Annotated in this window: 14 protein-coding genes and 2 pseudogenes; 6 read left to right on the forward strand and 10 right to left on the reverse strand. The window is 58.1% G+C overall.

What is annotated here, in order from left to right; genetic code table 11:
• Window positions 1-277 precede the first annotated feature (277 nt).
• From V1290_RS29200 to V1290_RS29215, 3 genes are all read right to left on the reverse strand, one after another.
• A complete protein-coding gene (locus tag V1290_RS29200) occupies window positions 278-457 on the reverse strand; it encodes a hypothetical protein (RefSeq protein ID WP_334367205.1) in 180 nt (59 codons plus the stop codon).
• 1,187 nt (window positions 458-1,644) lie between these two features.
• Window positions 1,645-2,613 (reverse strand): metallophosphoesterase, encoded by a 969-nt coding sequence (locus V1290_RS29210; RefSeq protein WP_334367575.1) that lies wholly within the window; start codon window positions 2,611-2,613, stop codon window positions 1,645-1,647.
• 246 nt (window positions 2,614-2,859) lie between these two features.
• Window positions 2,860-2,985: a hypothetical protein gene (locus tag V1290_RS29215; protein WP_334367576.1), complete on the reverse strand. Its 126-nt coding sequence runs from the start codon at window positions 2,983-2,985 to the stop codon at window positions 2,860-2,862.
• 87 nt (window positions 2,986-3,072) lie between these two features.
• On the opposite strand from V1290_RS29215, the gene V1290_RS29220 reads away from it, so the two are divergent.
• On the forward strand, window positions 3,073-3,852 hold the full coding sequence (locus V1290_RS29220) for a class II aldolase/adducin family protein (protein ID WP_442895081.1): 780 nt from the start codon (window positions 3,073-3,075) through the stop codon (window positions 3,850-3,852).
• A 355-nt stretch (window positions 3,853-4,207) separates the two neighbouring features.
• On the opposite strand, the gene bfr is transcribed toward V1290_RS29220, so the two are convergent.
• On the reverse strand, window positions 4,208-4,690 hold the full coding sequence (gene bfr, locus V1290_RS29225) for a bacterioferritin (RefSeq protein WP_334362650.1): 483 nt from the start codon (window positions 4,688-4,690) through the stop codon (window positions 4,208-4,210).
• Window positions 4,691-4,922: 232 nt separating this feature from the next.
• Here bfr and V1290_RS29230 point away from each other — a divergent pair.
• From V1290_RS29230 to V1290_RS29240, 3 genes and pseudogenes are all read left to right on the forward strand, one after another.
• Window positions 4,923-5,246: pseudogene (locus tag V1290_RS29230) on the forward strand (VOC family protein).
• Window positions 5,247-5,328: 82 nt separating this feature from the next.
• Window positions 5,329-6,078 (forward strand): cupin domain-containing protein, encoded by a 750-nt coding sequence (locus V1290_RS29235; RefSeq protein WP_334367578.1) that lies wholly within the window; start codon window positions 5,329-5,331, stop codon window positions 6,076-6,078.
• A gap of 115 nt (window positions 6,079-6,193) precedes the next feature.
• Complete coding sequence (locus V1290_RS29240) at window positions 6,194-6,499, forward strand: SDR family oxidoreductase (RefSeq protein WP_334367579.1); 306 nt, start codon at window positions 6,194-6,196, stop codon at window positions 6,497-6,499.
• Between the two features lie 746 nt (window positions 6,500-7,245).
• On the opposite strand, the gene V1290_RS29245 is transcribed toward V1290_RS29240, so the two are convergent.
• From V1290_RS29245 to V1290_RS29255, 3 genes are all read right to left on the reverse strand, one after another.
• Window positions 7,246-8,685, reverse strand: a complete 1,440-nt coding sequence (locus V1290_RS29245; RefSeq protein ID WP_334367580.1) for an IS1182 family transposase — start codon at window positions 8,683-8,685, stop codon at window positions 7,246-7,248.
• Window positions 8,686-9,039: 354 nt separating this feature from the next.
• The gene (locus V1290_RS29250; RefSeq protein ID WP_334367581.1) at window positions 9,040-9,738 is read right to left on the reverse strand and encodes a universal stress protein; all 699 of its coding nucleotides are present in this window, start codon (window positions 9,736-9,738) and stop codon (window positions 9,040-9,042) included.
• Between the two features lie 613 nt (window positions 9,739-10,351).
• The gene (locus V1290_RS29255) at window positions 10,352-11,485 is read right to left on the reverse strand and encodes a M20 family metallopeptidase (protein WP_334367582.1); all 1,134 of its coding nucleotides are present in this window, start codon (window positions 11,483-11,485) and stop codon (window positions 10,352-10,354) included.
• Window positions 11,486-11,782: 297 nt separating this feature from the next.
• Between V1290_RS29255 and V1290_RS29260 the strand changes: the two genes are divergently transcribed.
• On the forward strand, window positions 11,783-12,142 hold the full coding sequence (locus V1290_RS29260; RefSeq protein WP_334367583.1) for an NUDIX domain-containing protein: 360 nt from the start codon (window positions 11,783-11,785) through the stop codon (window positions 12,140-12,142).
• Between the two features lie 647 nt (window positions 12,143-12,789).
• Here V1290_RS29260 and V1290_RS29265 read toward each other — a convergent pair.
• Window positions 12,790-13,137: a hypothetical protein gene (locus tag V1290_RS29265; RefSeq protein WP_334367584.1), complete on the reverse strand. Its 348-nt coding sequence runs from the start codon at window positions 13,135-13,137 to the stop codon at window positions 12,790-12,792.
• A gap of 1,685 nt (window positions 13,138-14,822) precedes the next feature.
• A complete protein-coding gene (locus V1290_RS29270) occupies window positions 14,823-15,617 on the reverse strand; it encodes a hypothetical protein (RefSeq protein WP_334367585.1) in 795 nt (264 codons plus the stop codon).
• A gap of 720 nt (window positions 15,618-16,337) precedes the next feature.
• Here V1290_RS29270 and V1290_RS29275 point away from each other — a divergent pair.
• Window positions 16,338-16,934 (forward strand): hypothetical protein, encoded by a 597-nt coding sequence (locus V1290_RS29275; RefSeq protein WP_334367586.1) that lies wholly within the window; start codon window positions 16,338-16,340, stop codon window positions 16,932-16,934.
• Window positions 16,935-18,240: 1,306 nt separating this feature from the next.
• Here the strand turns inward: V1290_RS29275 and V1290_RS36640 are convergent.
• Window positions 18,241-19,601 (reverse strand): annotated as a pseudogene (locus V1290_RS36640) (tyrosine-type recombinase/integrase).

The following is a 19,601-nucleotide window of genomic DNA, read 5'->3' on the forward strand; positions in this document are numbered from 1 at the left end:
CTCACTGTTGCGCGCTCAGACGATGAAGCTACGATAGAAACCAAAGGGAGACCGCAATGGCTATCTCGGGTGCCATCTTAGTGGTCGCAGGAAGCGCGATTGTACTCGTGTGCGCTATCTTTTGGGCTTGGTCTGCTTACCGGCAGAAGGGATTGAGCCCAGACGAGGGGGATCATCCACCCGAGGTCCCAACACCGTAATACATCCTGCGCCAACGTGAAGCGCTATCGGGGCAGGATGTTGGGTCAGAAAATAGTTTTTGAAAGCGGGCAAGTTCTTAGTCGCGCATCGATAGGGATATCCCAAGCTTTGCTGCCATGACAGTCGTCGCACTGGGAGTCCGCTTCAACGCTTTTGCGATCTTGGCGACGCCTGACTTTGCCTTTGCCATGGTCTTCATTGTTCGAACATCGTCCTTTGTCCACGCGCGGCGAACTACTTTCTTAGCTTTTGCCATTCTTTCTCCGAATCGTACGGGGGGCGGAGCCGGGCTTCTATCATGACCGTCTACGTTGGCGATAATGAACAAGACTACATTGCGAGAATGTGAATGCGACTTCGCCACGTGAAATTCAAATGTGTGAACTAGATTACTGTTTCGGCCGGAAAAAACGGGCATGTAACCTCGCGTTTCGAGGGGACATTCCAGCATGGATGACCGATTTTATAGGGATAGAGCGCGCGTCCTGCGGGATATTGCGGATGAGGCGGACCCGTTGATTAAGCAACGGCTTTTGCGTCTTGCGAACAATTACGACGATATGGTCACAACAAAGACGATACGTAATAACGCGGAAGAACGGCCTGAGCTAGGTCGTGACGTAAATTAGCCGATACCCGGGGGGCGTTCGATTGGTTTAGGGGCTTCGACCGGTGGGTGGTAAAAACGACGCATCTGCAAATGGGTGAAATCAAGTATCCGACACCGACCGCGCTTCCAGACACAGTAGTGACCCAAGCATTGCATTTCGCGGTCGAGAATTGATCGGCCCGTTCGGGCTTTCAGAGCCGCCAAAAGGGAAGAAGTCGTACACGCGGTGCTTTCGATGCGTGGCATGTAGCGGCGGGTTCTGCAAACATCGATGGCGAAGCCGTGTGCCCGCTAAAGATAGGACGACAGATTTTTCAAATCTGCAAAACGAGCTGAAAGGGCGACCTACCAAGATCGTGCTGGTTGTCTTTGATTTGCTCCATCGCAAATAGCTCATCGCGGCATTTGCGGTTGAGCCGCAGTTGCTTGCCGAAATTGAACTTCGGGCTCAGTGGGCGGAGGGCGTTGCGGCATCCGTTCTTCAAAGGGACCGGAGAGGAGGCGTAACCGCAATGCCACATCGACGCGGATTCCGTTCCTTTGTGGTCAGTATCGTACATACGCAACCGGAATGAAGGGTAGGCTTCGCGTGTGTGGGGGCAATGCAGCGGCGGCGGTTGCGGACTCGTCGAGGAACCTTCAAGCCTCGACGAGTCCGCTGGCGCCGCTTTTCGACTGATTCCGCGTATCGACTGAGCCACCAAGCGCTCGGTCAATCCAGCATGATGGCGCGCGCGCCGCCGCTATTGGCGCAAAGCGGTCATTCCTTGGATACCGCGACGGGATATTTTGATACCGCGTTTCGTTTTTTCGGCAACGGACTTGCTCGTGAGCTAGAGCTGCTGCCCATAGCGCAAGGTATGCAGAGTTATCTCCGGCGGGCAGTTTAAGCGGACCGGCAGAAGGCTCGTGCCAGCGCCCACCGAGGTATATCCGACCATGGCGCCATGGTGCCATGGTCCAGCGCCCATGAATCTAGGTAATGCTGCCTCCAGCTTGATCGGAATTCCACCGGGTAGGCAAAGCTGGCCTCCGTGGGTGTGTCCGCATAACATGAGATCGAATCTGGCGCTCATCGCTCGATCGTAAACTTCCGGCGTGTGCGCCAACAAAATCGAAAAGGCATCTGAAGGAATTTGCAACGCGGCTTTCTCAATGTCGTCTGCCCGATAGAAATGCGGATCGTCAACGCCGGCCAGGAAAATACGTTGTCCATCACGAACAATCGGTTCGCACTCGTTGAACAGCATGCAGATTCCCATGGCGTCCATTGAAGGGGCCATACGGATGCTGTCGTGGTTACCAAGCACCCCATAAACTGGCCCCTTCAATTGGGCCTGCAGTTCATCGATGATTTCTAGACTTTTTTCGAATGGACCATATGTCTTGCCGCGATAGTCGCCGGTTAAGACGCAAATGTCGTATTGAAGGCCGCCGACCACGCTAACCAGATGCCGCATCGCGCCTACACTTATGTCGGCATGCAGATCGCTGATGTGAAGGATAGTGAAATTGTCAAATGCCGGGGGAAGATTGGCGAAAGCCACGCTATGTTGTTTGACAACGACGTGGTCAGCGTTTCGACGCGCACGGCCATAAAGTCCAGTCAGCTTCAGCGCAGTTCTGACAATCCACGGCGCTGCGTACCAGTTTTCAAGATTAAAGAAGATCAGTCCCTGTCCAAACAGCTGGGCCTCATGCTCGACTTCGATTTTCAGTCGCCGCTCAACATGTTCTGAGCCAATTCGCTCGATCAGGTCTTGCAGAGATGTTCCGGTCGCAACGTTCGAAGTAGGATCCAAATTCTAGTCTCTCCGGTTGGGAGGCCGTTCCAAACAAAAGCATGAATGGCATGATAGGTCCATTGTAGTCGGGCCTCAGGCGGCGCGCCATTTCAGGCCATGGTTAGATTGAGGCAGGCTAATTGGAAGTGGTCGGTTAGCCGGCAAACTCTGCCCATGTCCGTTTTACCCACAGTAGCAGACCTAGCAGAGCGCTGGTTCGACATCCGCTAAGGGCCTTGAACGGACATCTCGTCATTCATTCGATTACCTCGTGCGGGCAAGGAGTGCCTGCGGCACGGTAATGCCGAGCGCCTTAGCGGTCTTGAGGTTTATCAGCTCGACTTTCGCCGTCAGCAACTCCAGCCGCTTCGATCCGAGTTCGACATTCAACGAGGTCACACCCGTGAGATTGCCTGATTTTTTGCGTTCCAAGCCGTGCTAAAGTGTACCTGCAACTTCCGCATGAAGGAGAGTGCCATGAGCGTCGCTAACTCCAAGAGCTCCCTCAACGTCCGCGATCAAGTCAGCAAGGATGAATGGGATGCGCGCGTCAACCTCGCTGCAGCCTACCGCCTCGTCGCGCTATACGGGTGGGATGATCTCGTCTTTACCCACATCTCCGCTCGCGTGCCGGGACCCGAGCACCATTTCCTCATCAATCCATACGGGTGGATGTTCGAGGAGATCACCGCGTCTTCGCTCGTGAAAATTGATCTTGAGGGCCGCAAGGTGATGCCCTCGGAATATGACATCAATCCCGCCGGCTTTACCATTCACAGCGCAGTGCACGCTGCGCGCCAGGACGCATTATGCGTGATGCACACTCATACGCCCAATGGCGTCGCGGTATCCGCGCAGAAGAACGGCCTGCTGCCGATCTCGCAACAGTCGATGTTCGTCCTTTCTTCACTCTCCTATCACGACTACGAGGGCCTCGCGCTCAACGAGGATGAAAAACCGCGCCTCGTGCGCGATCTCGGCGACAAGAACTTCCTAATGCTGCGCAATCACGGCCTGCTCACCGCGGCCGCCTCGATCGCCGACGCATTCGCATTCATGTACACTTTTGAAGCGAGCTGCATGATTCAGGTCCGCGCGCAATCCGGTGGCAGCGAGCTGATCCCCATCCCCAAACCCATTCTCGACGGCATTCAAATGGCTCGGAATAAGGTCACTCGGGGGGTCGGCCCCGGCGCACTCGCCTGGCCAGCACTGCTTCGCAAGTTGGAGCGGTTGGATCCGTCATTTCGGGACTAGCTAATTGCGACTAGCTTGCCCGCTCGGCAGATTCCAGTGTCCTTGTGCAAGAGCAGGCCGACTCTCCGCGCCTGATGCCCTGGGTAGGCTGCCTGCCCGCCCGGCTTCAAACAGTTGAGCCAACGGCCAAGGGTGCACTAAATTGAATCACGAGGTCCGTTCCGGGTCAAAATGCGAAGAACTCAACGTGAGCAAATCTAGTCGGCCATGCCCCACTAAGCGGACGTCAATCAGGCGCGCCGCCACTTCGCGGATGGGCCAACAACGGACATTCCTCATCTGGCTCTGGCTCGCGAGAGCTATCGATAGTTGGCCGAGTCTGGCTTGGCTGCTCGCACGTATCGACCTCAACACCTCAGTCTTCGCCAAGTTCTCCGATATGATGTTGGGCATAGAGCTCGGGGCCGATTTTCGTGACGAGATCGACCTGGGTTTCCAGAAAGTCGATGTGCTCTTCCTCATCGTGCATCAGGGTCTCAAACAGGCTTCGTGTCCCGTAATCTTTGACCGAATGGCAATGCGTCGCGGCTTCAGCGTAGAGGGAGTGCGCTGACAACTCGGCCTTCAAGTCGCTATCGAGCACAGCCTTCACGGTTTTCCCGATATGAAGGGACTCCAGCGTCTGCATATTGGGAAATCCATCGAGGAAGATGATGCGTTCGATGAGCTTGTCAGAATGCTGCATCTCTTCAATGGATTCCTTGCGCCATGTCTTGGCGAGCTCTTTGTAGCCCCAATTGTCGAGCAGACGGTAATGCAGCCAGTACTGGTTCACCGCGGTGAGTTCGTGGCGCAGCGCTTTGTTGAGGTATTCGATAACGTCTTTATCGCTCTTCATACTCTGCTCCTTTCGCGGGTGCGACTTTGAGTGATTTATCCACGCTCTAGCTTACCACACACGGCAGGCTCAAAAATCGGGAAAGCGGACGCGGCCGCCTCGCACCGGCTCGCCGTTCAGCGGGATCCCTGCTTTCGCAGGGAAAAGTATCGACTACAAACGGCGCAGGAAAAAACAGGAGAGTTCTGTCCATGATCGAGGGATCAGCGCAGTCACACTGTGCACCCGCGAAATGCGACGAGCTGTCCGGTTCTACCGCGCGCTAGGGTTCGAGGTCCTGCATGGCGGCGAGGAGTCATCATTCACAAGCTTTCGAGCGGGACGAGCTATCTCAACCTCATCGCCCAACCTACCGAGCGGCGCTGGTCCTGGTGGGGCGGGTAATCTTCTACGTCGCCGATGTTGACGCACTTTACGACCGTGCGCTCGTACGGGATTGCAGCCAGCTACCGTGCCCCGCGACGCCGAATGGAGTGAGCGCTTCTTCCACCTCGTCGACCCCGACGGCCACGAACTCAGTTTCGCTCGGCCTTTGCACCCGGATTCCGTCCAATAGCAGCCCAAAGCGAACCGCCATTCCAAGAGGCGCCGGGAGGGCGTATGGTGCTCCGATTTTCCGCTGACCCTGGGAGGCAATCATGCAGTTCAGGACAATCGGACTAATGTTGCTCGGCGCATTGGCGCTTCCCGCCTCCGGGACCGCACAAACCACCCCTGCTCAACCGGCAATTACACGAACGGTGGTCGCCGCAACCAAACTGGCGACCGTCACGGACGTGCCGCTCTATTTCAAAGCGATGAGCGTCACCCTTCAACCGGACGCGATGAGCGCCATCTCGGCGGCCGACGGCATCCTCTACCAGATGTCAGGTACGACCCAGGTCGCGCTCGATGGTGGGGCCAAAAGGCTCAACCCCGGTGAGGGGGTGTTTATCGCCCGCGGAAAGATCGCGGCGCTAAGGGCAGGCGCCAACGGGCCATCTACTTTCCTCCACTTCTTGCTCGCTGCCGCCGCAGACCTGGATCGGCCTGCCGAAGCGGCACCTGCGGCCGTGACAGAATTATATCGCTCAGCGAACCCAATTCCCGACCTGAAGCCAGGTAGTTATGATCTCAATCTCACGCGAGTCATATTTCCGGCGGGGATGCCCTCCAACCCGCCACACCATCGGTCGGGCGCGGCGCTATACTTTATCGTCTCTGGCACCGGGGCCAACACGGTCGATGGCAAGACGGAAGCAAGGGGACCGGGTTCCTTGATCTATGAACCGTACGCCCTCGTGCACCAATGGGGAAACCCAGGCAACGAGCCGTTGATATTCCTGGCCTTCAACATCAATCCGGAAGGTATGGCAGCCGTGCTTCCGAGCTCGCCTGCAAAGAATTAATAGCGACTTTGTTCAGGAAGTTGGGGGGCTTGCTGAGACAGAAGGGCCGTCACCCTGACATCAGCTTCGGCTGGGGCTATGCTACGGTCTCTCTGAGCACCGAGAAAATCAAAGGATGGCAACGAACGGTCGCACCGTCACCGTGTTCGGCGGAACCGGCTTTCTCGGCCGCCGCATCGTTCGGCATCTGCGCTCTCGCGGATTTCCCGTTCGGATCGCGTCAATGCATCCGGATCAGGGGCACAGGCTGTTTAGTCGTGATGATCCGCAACTTCAATCCGTAGGGGCCAACATTCACGACGAGCGATCAGTCGCGGATGCGCTTGCCGGCGCCTGCGGCGTTGTAGATGCGGTAAGGCTTTACGTCGAGCACGGACAGGGGACTTGTCATCCGTTCACATCGATTCTGCCCAACGGGTAGCGGCTCAAGCGCACCGTACCGGAGTCGATCGGCTCATTCACATCTCAGGAATCGGCGCCGATGCCGTTTCGCAATCACGGTACATCCGAAAGCGCGGCGAAGGCGAACTGACGGTCCGGGCCGCGTTCGTCGAGACACTTTTCATCCGCCCGGCCGTGATGTTCGGACCGGATGACGCGTTTCTCACGACCATCCTCAAGCTCCTCCGCCACCTTCCAGTCTATCCGATGTTCGGCCGCGGCGTGACCAGATTGCTGCCGGCCTATGTGGAAGAAGTGGCGGAGGCGATTGCTCGGGTCATGCAGCGAGCAGAGACGCCTTCAACGACTTCGAGTTCGGCGGCCCTCGCGTCTACACTTACGAGGAGTTTCTCAGAGCCGTTGCGCACCAGGCTGGACTTGCGCCCCGACCGATTCAAATCCCGCTTGCCGTTTGGCATGCACTTGCGTGGGCGTCCGAAATGTTGCCGAGTCCGCTCCTCAGGCGCAATCAACTGGAACTGATGCAGATCGACACCCTGTCTTCGCCGAAGATGCCCGGATTTGGTGAACTTGGGATTTCGCCGCACTCGGTCGAGACCACACTCTAGGAGATGCTGTCAAATTGCGGATGAGGAGGCTCCTCGGTCAATCCGCTTCAACGGATGACGGTGTCACGCGCTACATCCGCCGGCATTCCGCATTGGGCCTTGGCCGTGTAAAAACGCCCTTCCAGGAAGTCGATGAGAGGCCAGGATCGGTTCAGTCTCAGGCTGCGATCGCAGCCATCAGCGGCTTGGCTCCAACGATGTTCATGACCCGTGTCAGATTATAGGCCAGGACCGAGAGAGCCATCTCGGCGGCTACTTTTGGAAGCGTTTTGGTGAGGAAGTGTGTCGCCCCCATGCGGGCCTTCATCGTGCCGAACGGATGCTCGACCGTCTCGCGACGCTGGCGCATGGCGAGCGGGTTCGCATCAAGGCGCTGCTGCACGGCATCGAGCAGGGCCTCATGCTCCCATCGTGGAATCCGCCGTTCTGGCCCTGTCGTGCACTGAGACTTGAGCGAACAATTTTGGCAGGCGCTGGTCCAGTAACGCCTTATCCGCTTGCCATCTTCCTCGCTCGTAAAACGATATGGCAGTTGCTCTCCAGCCGGACAGCGATAGGCGTCCTCCTCCGGCAAATAGACAAAGTCCTGCTTGCCGAAGCGTCCATCCGATTTGGCGCCAGACGTCTGCGGCTTGGGCAGAGTTACTGTGATGCCGGCCTCGTGGCAGGCGAGGATCTCCGCGCTGCTGAAGTAGCCGCGATCGGCAACGGCCTCGAGCGTCTCGGTTTGTAGAACAGCCTTCGCCTGCTTGCCCATATTGGCAAGTTGTGCCCGATCTGAACCGTTGTTCGTTACCTCATGCGTCACAATCAGGTGGTGCTTGGTATCCACGGCGACCTGCACGTTGTAGCCGACGACGCCGGAACCGCGGCCGCTCGTCGCCATCGAGCGACTGTCCGGATCGGTCAGGGAGATTTGCTGGTCTGGCGAATCCAGCATCTGCTTCTCGTAAACCGCAAGCTTGCCCATTTCCTCCTTCAGCTTCGTCAGCTTCTCGGTGAGCCTTGTTACCTTTGCGGCCAGCGCCTCGCTCGGCTCCTGTCGATCGGCGGTATCAAGTTGGCTCAGATAGCGCGCGACGCTCTCCTCCAGCTGGGCACGCCGCCGTTGCACCTTCGCCTTTGTGAAGTTCCTGTCCCGGTTGTTCACGGCCTTGAACTTGCTGCCATCGATGGCGACGCTCGCCGTCGCAAGAAGCCCCATTTCGCGGCAAAGTTCGACGAAGCGCGCACAGACCTTGCGCAGCGCCAAGCCGTTATCCTTCCGGAAGTCCGCGATCGTCTTGTGATCGGGAGCGAGCCGGCCCAGCAGCCACATCACCTCGACATTGCGTCCGGCTTCTCGTTCGAGCCGGCGGCTCGACTGCACCCGGTTTAGGTAGCCGTAAATGTAAAGCTTAAGCAGAACCGAGGGATGGTACGAGGGCCGACCAGTCGCCGCCGGCTCCACTCCTTCAAAGCTCATCTCCGCCAAATCGAGCGCATCGACAAACACGTCGATGACGCGGACGGGGTTGCCCTCGTCAATGAAATCATCGAGGCACTCGGGCAGTAGCGTCCATTGCCCACGATCGGCCTCCTCAACGAAGCGCCTCATCGATCCCCCTAGAATCACGGGAGAATCATAACAGCGGCACGGCGTTTTCACACAGCCAGGGTCAAACTCTGAAGTCCGAATGCTCAACAAGGAGGTCGGCTTTGCTCTCAACAACGGACATAAGCCAAGCCTGTCAGGTCCGAAAAGTGCCACAAACCGACATCCGATCAAATCAACCCGACCACGATCTGCCATAAGTGCCGAACTCGGGAGACCCAATTCGCTGGGGAGGAGGGTGATGCGTTTGGCAGCATCGGTGCGTTAATCGCACGGCTCCCCAACCCGCCGTCGGCGAGTGAGGCCATAGCGTTGGCGTCGGCGGCAACCTGAGCTGGGATTGCGCTCTGACGAGGGCTAATGCGCCAAGAGAACGGGGCGCGCCGAAGCGTTCTTAAGGATGTGGCGCGTGGCCCCGCCCAGAAGCATCTCGCGCAGGCGGCTATGGGAATAGGCGCCTATGATCAGCAGGCCGGCTTCATGCTCTGCCCCCGCCGCGAGGAGCGTATCGCCCACCGAGCGCAATTCCGGTGCAACCACCTGCCCGGTCGCACCGATGCCATGACAGCGCAAATAGGCAAGCACCTCCGCCTGCGAGGCTTGGCGATTGCTGGCGTCCCGATCAACGCTTATGACCTGCACTGATTTGGCGAGTTGCATGAACGGTATGGCAGCCGAGACCGCGTGCCAGCATTCCGGGCTCTCGTCCCAGGCGATCATCACGCTGTCGGTCAGATCACTCTGCGGGCGAGCCGGCGCCAACAGCACGGGACGACGGGTCTGCAGCAGCGATTGCTCGGCAATTGCCATGAGCGATTCCATCACGGTGGCGCTTGCGGCGACCATTAGGTCGAAGGCAGCGGCCCGTTGCACCGCGATTTCCACATACGATCCCTCGGCTTCGCGCCAGGATGCTGCGAGCGGGCTGCCGGGCTCGTCGCTCGCCGATAGCATCGGGATGCCGACTACCGCGCAGGCCTGCGCGAAAACCTCATGCGCATCCCGCGCAGTTCGCTCCCGTTCCTCGGCGTGCCAGTTCATAACTCCCGGAATCACCCCAAAGTTCCGGAGACCAGCAGGTGCCGGTTGCCGACTTGGTCGTCGATGTCCGGTGTGGGGTCAAAAGCGCCGCTGACCGAACGTCTGGTTCCGGCGCAAAGCGGCCGTTCGTTGCTTGCGACCGATAAGGTCAGCCTGAATATCTGCATCGACTCTTGGAGGACGCGGGCTATGGCAACCGTGATGTCTGCTTCTAGGGAAAAAGCGAACCTGGTTAGGCCGTCTGAATGTCGCCTTGTGGCCAAACTGGAAGTGGCTATCACGCAGTGCGATGTCTGCTGTTGAGGCAAAACCAGGCGCAGTCTCAGTCGTCGTCTCGGCCATTGGCCGGCTTATGTCATAACATCTGATTTGCGTATTGCGGCAAGTGTGAGTAAGAGACAATTTGCGGTACCGCGCGCCGGAAATAAAGCCGACTCCGGGACGCGTGAGGCGGGACGTCTTTGATCGGGAGCCCGTTCCGTCTAGGATCGTTGCATCGTACCGCGAAACATCGCTTCGTTTGTCGTAAGCCCCTCGCAGAATTGTAAACGAAGGTCCTAGAATATTTGCCGAGCCTTTCAGTCCATTAATGGGCGGAAAATTGGAAGTGTCCGCGGCGGCTCTCTGCCTAGTCGGACCTTCCGGACCATCGTGCAGCAAGCCGCGAGTAGATATCCGCCGCGTCGCGAATGCGTTGAACCGAACAATATTCATCTGTTTGATGAGCCTTCGCTGCTTCGCCTGGGCCTAAGATGACGGTCGGAGGATTGCCGAAGGCGGGGGTCAAGGCTGAAGCGTCCGTAAAATAGGGCGCCGTTCGGGGTTCGGAGCCGGCGTCTTCACCAGTGACACCACGGACGATCTCGTACACGTCCTCTATCCAAGGCGAGGACGGATCGGTCCAGACAGCGCCGACGTCGACCGTGGGCTCCAGCGAAATGTCGTCTCCAAGCTCCGCCTTCAAATGCTCCTGAATGCGTGAGTGATCCAGTCCTGGAATGCTACGGATATCGATACCGATTTCCGCGCGATCGGGCACAGAATTGACATTGAGGCCGGCGTGAACGGTGCCGACATTGAGCGTCGGCGATCCCAGATAAGGATGTGGCGCTACGTTGAACTGAAAAGTTTCCAGAGCCGTGAGCACGCGCGCGGCTTTGTAGGCGGCGTTGACGCCGAGATGAGGCATCGATCCATGGGCGGTGATGCCCTTGAGGATCAATCGGAGCCAGAGCGCGCCCTTGTGTCCGACCAGGGCTGCATTTGAGGTGGGCTCCGCCACGACGATTGCGCCCGCACGTCCGAGATTACCAGCGCGCGCGAGATGGAATGCGCCCTCGCAGCCGATTTCTTCTCCCGCGGTGATAACGAGAAGCGCGCCGCTGGTGCCTTCTAACTGCTCGGTCATGTTACCGATGGCCGCGACGAAAGCTGCTACGCCGCATTTCATATCCGTCGAGCCGCGGCCATACATCTTCCCGTCAATGATCTCGCCGGCAAACGCATCGACGGTCCATGGCGCATTTCCAAGCGGAACCGTATCGACATGACCGGTGAAGCACAGCGGAGGCTTGCTGCCGACCCCGCCAATTCTTGCGATCAAATTTGCGCGGTCTGGAGCGAAGGTATGGAGCGAGGTTTCCAATCCAGCGCCAGCAAGGATTCTTTCCAAGTGACGAATGCAACTTAGCTCATTACCTGGCGGGTTGATTGTATTGAAGGCAATGAGTTCGCGTGAAAGTTCGATGGGATCAATCGGCATGGTTACGTCACAGGCCTCCGCTTGATGCGATTGTACCATCAACGCCTCTGCACGCCAGACTCCGCCGGTGTATCCGTTCAAGTACGGTTCAAGGTGCGTGTCGTGGAGCAGAGGGTTCCCGCATTGTCACCGGCCCACCTTACGGGGTGAGTCATGATGCTGCTTGGAGGGCGCGCGCAGGCCTCAACCCATGATTGGTCGGTTCACCAAGTGGGCTTTTTATAGACGGGAAATCGCGCCTGGTCGGGAGTTGACCCTAGCGAATGCGAATGTTCCAGTTTCCCACGGTTTGCGTCGATGGCTGTCCGTGCCTCTTCCAAAATACACAGTGCAGGCCTCTTGCTGTTCCGCCAAAAGGACAAGGACGTTCAAGTCTTGCTCGGGCACCCGGGCGGTCCGTTTTGGAGCCGTAAGGATCAGGGTGCCTGGACCATTCCGAAAGGCCTGATCGCACCTGGCGAGTCCACGCGTTCGGCTGCGCAGCGTGAGTTCGAAGAAGAGACCGGGCATTGTCCGGCCGGCCAAGCCATTCCGCTTGGCAGTGCTAAACTACCAGGTGGCAAGGTCGTGCACGTGTGGGCAATTCAAGATGACTGGGACCCAGAAGGCCCCAAAGCAAGCAAAGCGGATCATCATGGCGGCTCCTCGTTGTCTTAAGTGCACGGCTTAACATTGGCGCCGGGAATATCGTTCCTTTGCTCTGCTCGGATCCAAGCTCCCGCCGGTTCACGTTGGCCGGCCTTATCTTCCGATCGAGCTGATCACGGCAGCCGCGCCAAGCGCAAGCCGTCAAGTCAGTTAAAACCTTGCACGCCTTACTCGGAACGACTTCTGCATGATGCGTTATCGTGGATGCAGCCAGCAAACATGGAGGCAACGGGACATGGACAATCGGATCATTGCCGGTGTTGTCGCGGCCGTTATCGTTGTTCTTGGGCTGATAGGTTGGACTGGCGGCTGGTTCGGGGGTGAGACACCGGCGCCAACGACGCCACCAGCCGGGCAACAACCACCGAAGTAAGATCACGGATATTGCGGATCGCCCGGCCGGTTGCCGGGCTTTTCGTTTTCGGAGTGAAACGGCCCCAGCGCCTCGGGGAAGAAACGCTGGGGCCGATGAGGGTGAATGTGCACCCCGGGGCAATAGATAGAGGCGCGCCGCCACCCCAAAAAACGACCCCGGCGCCGCGCGCGCTGGGGCCGTAAAGTTTCCTTCATAGCAAACTGCTTAATTTTCCCGACCGGGCTTTGTTCCCGGTTAGTGGCTCAATTAGAAAGCCCCCATTGGCTGCGGCCAATGCGGTTCATTCCAGAACCTCATACGCAAACGCGACGCCCTCGGGGTCGTTTTCCTCAAACCATTTTTTCCGCGGCATCCACATTGGCGAACACCTTGATGTGCTCAAGGTCGCCGACCTGCTTGCTGGTGTTGACGTAGAGAAAAACGGCCATTGATCCCTCTTCAGCTTACGCTTGCCCCAATCGTGACTTTTGCGATCGGGATTAATGACCCGTTCGACGTGACGGTTCATCGCCCGCATGACGCCGATCCGGGCCAACATCGTGGGGCCGCCTCTCTCTGCAACGAGGATCAGCGCCTCCATGGCGGCTTGCCATTCCGGCGCCGAGTGCTCGGCCTTCGGCAGCTCCATGATGTAGCTGGCAGCATCCCGCAAGGTGAGGAGCCGGCGGCCATTCGGAAGCGGTATAGGATCGATCCTCACACGAGGCGGACCAGGGCACGGAAAAGACTTTTTCAAAATGGGGGCGGGGCCGCCACGAGGGCGCGGGGCGGCCCCTAATCGCGCAGTGCGCAGCGGGGCTATCGCCATCTCTGCGCGACCCGCGGCCACGCTAGACCTGTTTTGATCGGCCGCAATGAAACTCGAGCGTTAAGCTTGATGTTCGCTGCGGGGGTTAATTCTGGAACCTTCATAGCACGCTTATTGCTTTGGCCTGCTTGCGGGCACTCTGGAAGTCTGGCCTGACGTCGGCGCCCCTTGCCGCAAACCTGACAGACGAACTGAGGTTCGATATCAGAGAGCCGCACATGATCAGGCCAGCGGTCGGCGGGCAGGCGAGTGAAGTGGCTGCAATGGTAGTCACTGCAGGACGACGCCGAACACGCCGGACTCGCGCATCTCGCCGAGAGTAATCTTCTGTTCCCGCTGCATCGCACACCATTAGCAGGAGAGTGGCGCCTGGTGGAAAACTGTTCGGATCGCATAAATGCCTGAATATCGGCATCGACAAGTCAAGATTTGAGCTGTCAACTCCAATGGTCGCGGGTTGGAATTTGGGGAACGATCCATGACCACTTTGCAAGCCATAGCATTTGGAGCCATGCTCGCGTGGACGCCATCGCTCATCATCCTGGCGGTTTCGCTATGGGATGTTCGCGAGCTTGAGGGAATGGAATAGCCGGGCATCCTGCATCAGTTCGCGAAGTGCGAACAGCTCACCGGCGCGACGATTGCTGGACGGGTCGGCTCTTGGCCGGGCCCTGCGGCCTCCGCTGATCGTACCATCTCTCTGAGTTTCTGAATTTCAGCCATGCGGTTGTGAAGATCGGTCGAGATTTGGAGAAGGCTGTGCATACGCACTTCAAATGGCTGTTCCATGTTGCACCTCTTACGCCCACACAACGCCGATTACGCCAACACAACACCGGCCCCACCACGCTATTCCTTCTCGTTCGCGACAGTCTGTGTTCATATGTCTGGAAAGGGCGCCCCCAGCAGGATCTTCTGTTCGCGGCAAGTGCCAAATTCTGCCAAGAATCGAACCCAGCTTGAATTAGCCATTTTAGGGGATGACCCTCAGTGGTGAGGAGCCCGGCGTGTGTCGTCCGGGAACGTCGCGCGCCGAGCCGCCTAATTGGAAGACGGTCGGGATCACGTTATTCGCTCTACGCGCCCCCGCTGGCAGTCCTGGATAGCATCGACGCGAGCGCGCCGGGCCGCTCATGTTCGGGCAGGGAAGGGCGGCTACTGGGGTTGGTCGAAGCCCAAGCGGGAATTCGATGAGGCTGTCCCACTCAAGAAACCGTAGACCCGCTGACCGGCGCAGTTATTAAGCACAATCGCTGGCTCGTGCGCACGGCCATTGTACGACGGCTCCTCGCCTGAGCCAGTGCTCGAGCCCCTGCCAGGTCGCGCCTCCGGGCCTCTCTCTACCACAAGCCGGTAGATTGACACTCCTCTGCCTTCGAGCGGCCGCGACTCGCTCTGCATCTGCCGGCGCAATCACGCGCTCGATGGGAGATGCCGATGTCATGCGACGAGCTACAATGCTAGCGCTACCTCTCATCACGTCGCAGGAAGCAAGGTAGACGGCATTAGCGCACTGACCACGGCCATGCCAATGGCGATTGCGGTTTATTGGCTTGCGGCCGGGCCGGGGTTGGCGACGGCTTTTGCGCCTGGGCGACATTGGCCGACTGCCGCGGACGCGGCAGTGGTACCTTGGGCATTACCCTTGGCTCTTCGGGGCTCACCTTTGGCTCTTCAGGCATCACCTTTGGCTCTGAAGCGTTGGCGATGACGCGGGCGAGTTGTTCCTCGCTTGCGTTGAGCCGCTCGGTGAGCGTCTGGCTTTCGCGCGCCATCTGGATCTGGGTCGCTTTGATCTGCTCGATGATACTGTTGTTGCGTGCCATTTCTTCCTGGCTAGCCTTGAGTTGGCTCGCGACATTTTCATTGTCGCGGACCAATTGTTCTTGCCTCACATTGAGCTGTTCGACCGCTTGCCTCAAGGCAGCGAGATCGCGCGTCATCGGTTGGAGTTGCTGCGCCAAGTCGGAAGACAGGGCGACGGCAGTCGGCGCGGCGTCTTTAGGCACGACGGCTCCTGGGGCGGCCTGTGTCAGAGGTGCTGGGTCCGAGGGGGCTATCATCGCTGTATGAGCGGAGGACGACCACCACCAAGCAGCGCCACCAATGGATGCTGCCACCAGAGAGCCGACGAAAACCACATAGCGCCGACTCGCCGATCGATGACTCGTTGCCCGCGGGGGGCGAGACGTCTTCATGGTGGTCGGCGGGGCCGAAGGACTCACTCCCGCTTCGCTTAGCAGGTTCGAAAGACAGCTCTCGATCTGCCCTTCCGCGAACTTGTTGTCCAGCGAAACCATTTGGTGCTCCGTGTCAAATGCAATGGCACCCGCCTGAGAGCGATCCGCGCATCTGCGCTACGACGAACTAACATTCGACGGGACGGTTTTGAGCCTACGAAGCTTCCCGTGGATGAGCATGCAACTGCACGTCACGTCGTCATTTTTACCAACTGACCCCAGACTGTACCGGCGTTTTTAACGCAACCGAGAAGGCGGAACTATGTTCACGGCCGGAGAACTACGGAAGGAGCCCTGACCCTTCAAATGCAGGCGCCAGCGGCGCGCAGCCTTTTCGGGATCGGCGTAGGGCGCGATCCGCAATAGATCGAAGGCGAGCGCGAGGTAATCCAAACATGGCGCGCGGCGGACGCCGCCGCGATTGAGTTCTTGAATGTCACCACAATGGCCGGCCTGTGCGCCCTTATAGAGCAGCCGTAACCCACATGTCGACGGGCATCAGTGGCCAGAGGACTTGGTGAGCGGGGGCATAATGCGCTCGTGGCAACACCTGCTGCTCGAGAACATCTCCGAAGCGCTCAGGCAGGGGAGCCTACTCTGATGCTGCGTTACGATCTCGAATGCGCGAATAGGATCCGATCAATCGCGGTGAGACATCCCCGCGGGCAGTAATGCGTAGAGCCGTCGCTGTCCCCCAGCGGCGGCTTTTTAGCGCTTGCCGGTTCAGGCTGGCTTGCCACTTATCGACGTTCAGCTAACCTCGGTGCAGCGGGGTGTCCGATGAATTGGCGATCTGGGGCAAGGAAGGCAAGCTTATGGATCCTTGGGTCTCTTGGCGTCGGTACATTGATTGCAAAAGCTATTGAAAAATGGGCGGGCCGAAGCGGATATCTCAACGACCCTTCAAAGGGTCTTCAGTGGGCGCTCGCAGAAGCCGCTGCAATCACGGAATACTGGTTTTTCTATCCAGCTTTGACTTTCTTGATCGGATTGGCAATCGGCCTCTGGGCTGATGCGTTGTTGCGTAGTAGAGATGCCGAAAGGGAAGCGGAGCTTGCACTGCTTGGATACGACCTGAGGGAATTTTCAGGCTTCATTGTGGACCGGGCTGGCCAGATCAACCAACGGTGGCCGACGTGCATAAGTGACCGCATGCCCGACCTGCAAGCCTTACTGAATCGGGCGCAGGGCGCTGGGCTACCCGCTCCTCCGCCAGAGGTCATGCGGCTAAGTGACGATGGCGAGCACCTTGCCCGTTACCTCCAGCACGTGGGCACGTTTCTAATCAACAATCAGTTTGCGGAAGCGAAGAACGCTGCCCTTCATTGGAATGCAGAGATCGAAAGATATGCTGCAAGCCGTTTGGGCGGCGTTTGATGGCCTGATGGAACGATAGGGCGCCGCAGAGCCCAAACCGCAAGGGTTCCATTGCTGCTTGGAACCCCGCGCAAGGTTGGCAATTGAGCTTTTATGAAGATGGCCTAAGCAATCCGCCATCAGGCAGTCACCGCAGAGCGCGCGGCGGCGAACGTGGCTGATGAGTTTGTGGCTGATCAAATGAAATCTTTGGCCCAGGCCTTCAGAGCTCAGGCCGAAGTCATGAAGAAGAACAAAAAGAACAAGAAAAAGAAGAAATGAGTTTCTCGATAAAGGCGAAGTGCAAGGACGGCGAAATCCTGCATCGGAGGAAGACCCCTGAGGCTGCGCTGAAGAAGGCTCGCGAAATGTCGCAAACTGGGTGCTACGACATTCACATCACCACGCCGGAAGGAAGAGACTACCATTCGTCAGAGTTTGCAGACCTACCTCGCACGCCCGTTGCGCGGCGACCATCTCACCCGTCCCGGATCGGAGGGCGAATCCGCTGAACCGATTGCGACCAAGAATGCCGCCCGGTCTCATGGCCGGGCTTTTTCTTGCAGCGCGCCTTCGACTTCGCCCAGGGCCCGGCCCTGCACAACTGCTTATTCCTCGAGCCGCGCCATTTCCGTCGCGCAACGCTGCTACGGCGCCGGGCCAGTGAAATTGAAGAGCAGCAGAGCGGTTCCAAGAAAAATCGCCGCCACGAGCAAGTTCCCCGCCAGCCGTTTCCCGCCGCCCAAACAGACGATAATCAGGATCGTGCAGCCGATTATGACCCAGACCATTTGAAGGCCCACAAAATTGTGCAACCCGGGATGCTATCCTGCGGGACATGCTCGCGGCACGTCAAGCGGACTTTGAGAACAAAGCACGAAGCGCCGTGTACGATCCGTGTATCATCGACAAGGCGGGACTAAACGGAAAAGCCTGAAACTAAAGAGTTTTCTTCAAGACAAGATGAGACACGGAAAGCGAAGGAACAGAACGCGTAAAGCGTTGAAAACTTTGGCGATCCCAGCAGGAATTCGAACCTGCAACCCACGGAGTAGAAATCCGCTACTCTGGTTTTGAAAGAATCGCCCGACCACCGGTTGACCACCGATACCCCATGAACAAACAGCGATAAAAGTGGTCAAGCTCGGTCAAACGCCATTGTTATTCAGGGACGCAAGGGGCGCGCCCTCGGTCAGATTGCGACTTGAATCGAATGTCGGTATCGGTGGTTGCGCCTCCAGGATTTGAATTCAGCCTTTTCGGATTCGAAGAGTCGCTATGCTGCCCGCGGCGCCGAGCAACTATGCTCTCCGGCCTGCGAGTGCATTCAGGCTGCACGCCGAATTCCGTGGTCATCCTCACCCAGATCGCCTGGTTTCACTTGAAGCCCGCGAGTTACACGCCGGCTTGCGCCCCGGCCGAGCCAATCTCGCAAAGCGGGGTCTTCCGTGAGCGTTTTAGCGATAGCGGAGAACACAGCGGTGCTGATCGCTTGCTGCTGGCTGCGCAGGTGGTCCCCAAGTAGTTTGTGGCGAGTAACGTAGCCGGCATTCACGCCTGGAATTGAATGGTTCATTAGGAGTTTCGCGTCGAATTCCGAGACCCCAGCAGCCGTTGCAATGGTGCGGAATGTTTGACGAAGATCGTTACCCCACTTCGAGAGGGTATCGCGATCTTCCTTTGTTTCAGCAAGATGCCCCGACTCACTGTCGCCGGGAAAAACCCATTTCTGCGCCTGCAACGGATACATTTGCCTGCCGAAGCGGATTGCCCGGATGAGACACTGAATCATTTCGTGGGAGAGGGGGATGTCGAAAGCTCGCTTCTTGCCACCCTTCGGCTTTTCGATGTGCAGAGTTCGGCGGCGAAAATCGATGTGACTTAGCTTTACTTGCTGTAACGCGGTAGTCCGAGAACCACAGAGCAGCGTGAGCAGATGAAATTCACGGCGGACCGGATTTTCGAGGGCAGCCAACTCCCGGAACCATTCGGTCAAGTCGCTGACGCCCATACCGGTATCTCGGCGCTTCTCCTCATTCCAGTCGACGGCGTCTGCTGGATTGTCGCGGGGCAGTGATCTGTTGGTCTTGCGAGCATGATTGTAAACTGCGCGCAGCGTTCGCATACAGCCATTCGCAATATAGGGACCGTTCTCCTTCGTAATATCGTCGTGCTTCTTGGCAACGCGAGGAGGGTCCATCGCGAGTTCGCCTAATGAAGTATCAAGCCAGACCGCAAAGAGACGTTCTACGTGGTCGCGATAACCACTTATAGTCTTTCACTGCGGCCCTTCCGGATCAGGTGGGCTTCCAGAAATCGCTGCCACGCTTGCCTAAGGGTAACCGTCGCGACGTCCGTATTCGTCTCGTTCCCAACCTTGCCAGGGTCGGTGTCTCCGTCTTGCTTTGCCGTCTTCGGGTGCTGTCCCCTGCTGATCTGAGCCAGATATTCCTTCGATCGCGCGCGCCGCTCGGGTCGTCAACTCGCGCGTGTCGCCGATAGATATCTGATCGAAGACGCCCGCTTACCTCCCTGCCGAAGATCGCCTTGGACGGCGAAGGTTCTTTTCCTCTTCCCAACGACCACGAAGAAGCCCTTCTCGGTGTCGCGGGCTAGATACCAGCCGTCCTTCGGGGTGGGTAACTGAGCGATGCTCTTATCACTCAGGGGAACGCGAATGTCGTTCAT

The sequence above is a fragment of the Bradyrhizobium sp. AZCC 1578 genome (assembly GCF_036924675.1).
Classification (GTDB): Bacteria; Pseudomonadota; Alphaproteobacteria; order Rhizobiales; family Xanthobacteraceae; genus Bradyrhizobium.

What these genes read in the sequence shown, in the direction of transcription:
- V1290_RS29270 (WP_334367585.1), bottom strand. Translation starts at nt 15,617, where the DNA reads ATGGTTTCGCTGGACAACAAGTTCGCGGAAGGGCAGATCGAGAGCTGT.
- V1290_RS29265 (WP_334367584.1), bottom strand. Translation starts at nt 13,137, where the DNA reads ATGGAGCTGCCGAAGGCCGAGCACTCGGCGCCGGAATGGCAAGCCGCC.
- bfr (WP_334362650.1), bottom strand. Translation starts at nt 4,690, where the DNA reads ATGAAGAGCGATAAAGACGTTATCGAATACCTCAACAAAGCGCTGCGC.
- V1290_RS29240 (WP_334367579.1), top strand. Translation starts at nt 6,194, where the DNA reads ATGGCAACGAACGGTCGCACCGTCACCGTGTTCGGCGGAACCGGCTTT.
- V1290_RS29245 (WP_334367580.1), bottom strand. Translation starts at nt 8,685, where the DNA reads ATGAGGCGCTTCGTTGAGGAGGCCGATCGTGGGCAATGGACGCTACTG.
- V1290_RS29255 (WP_334367582.1), bottom strand. Translation starts at nt 11,485, where the DNA reads ATGCCGATTGATCCCATCGAACTTTCACGCGAACTCATTGCCTTCAAT.
- V1290_RS29260 (WP_334367583.1), top strand. Translation starts at nt 11,783, where the DNA reads ATGGCTGTCCGTGCCTCTTCCAAAATACACAGTGCAGGCCTCTTGCTG.
- V1290_RS29220 (WP_442895081.1), top strand. Translation starts at nt 3,073, where the DNA reads ATGAGCGTCGCTAACTCCAAGAGCTCCCTCAACGTCCGCGATCAAGTC.
- V1290_RS29275 (WP_334367586.1), top strand. Translation starts at nt 16,338, where the DNA reads ATGAATTGGCGATCTGGGGCAAGGAAGGCAAGCTTATGGATCCTTGGG.
- V1290_RS29235 (WP_334367578.1), top strand. Translation starts at nt 5,329, where the DNA reads ATGCAGTTCAGGACAATCGGACTAATGTTGCTCGGCGCATTGGCGCTT.
- V1290_RS29200 (WP_334367205.1), bottom strand. Translation starts at nt 457, where the DNA reads ATGGCAAAAGCTAAGAAAGTAGTTCGCCGCGCGTGGACAAAGGACGAT.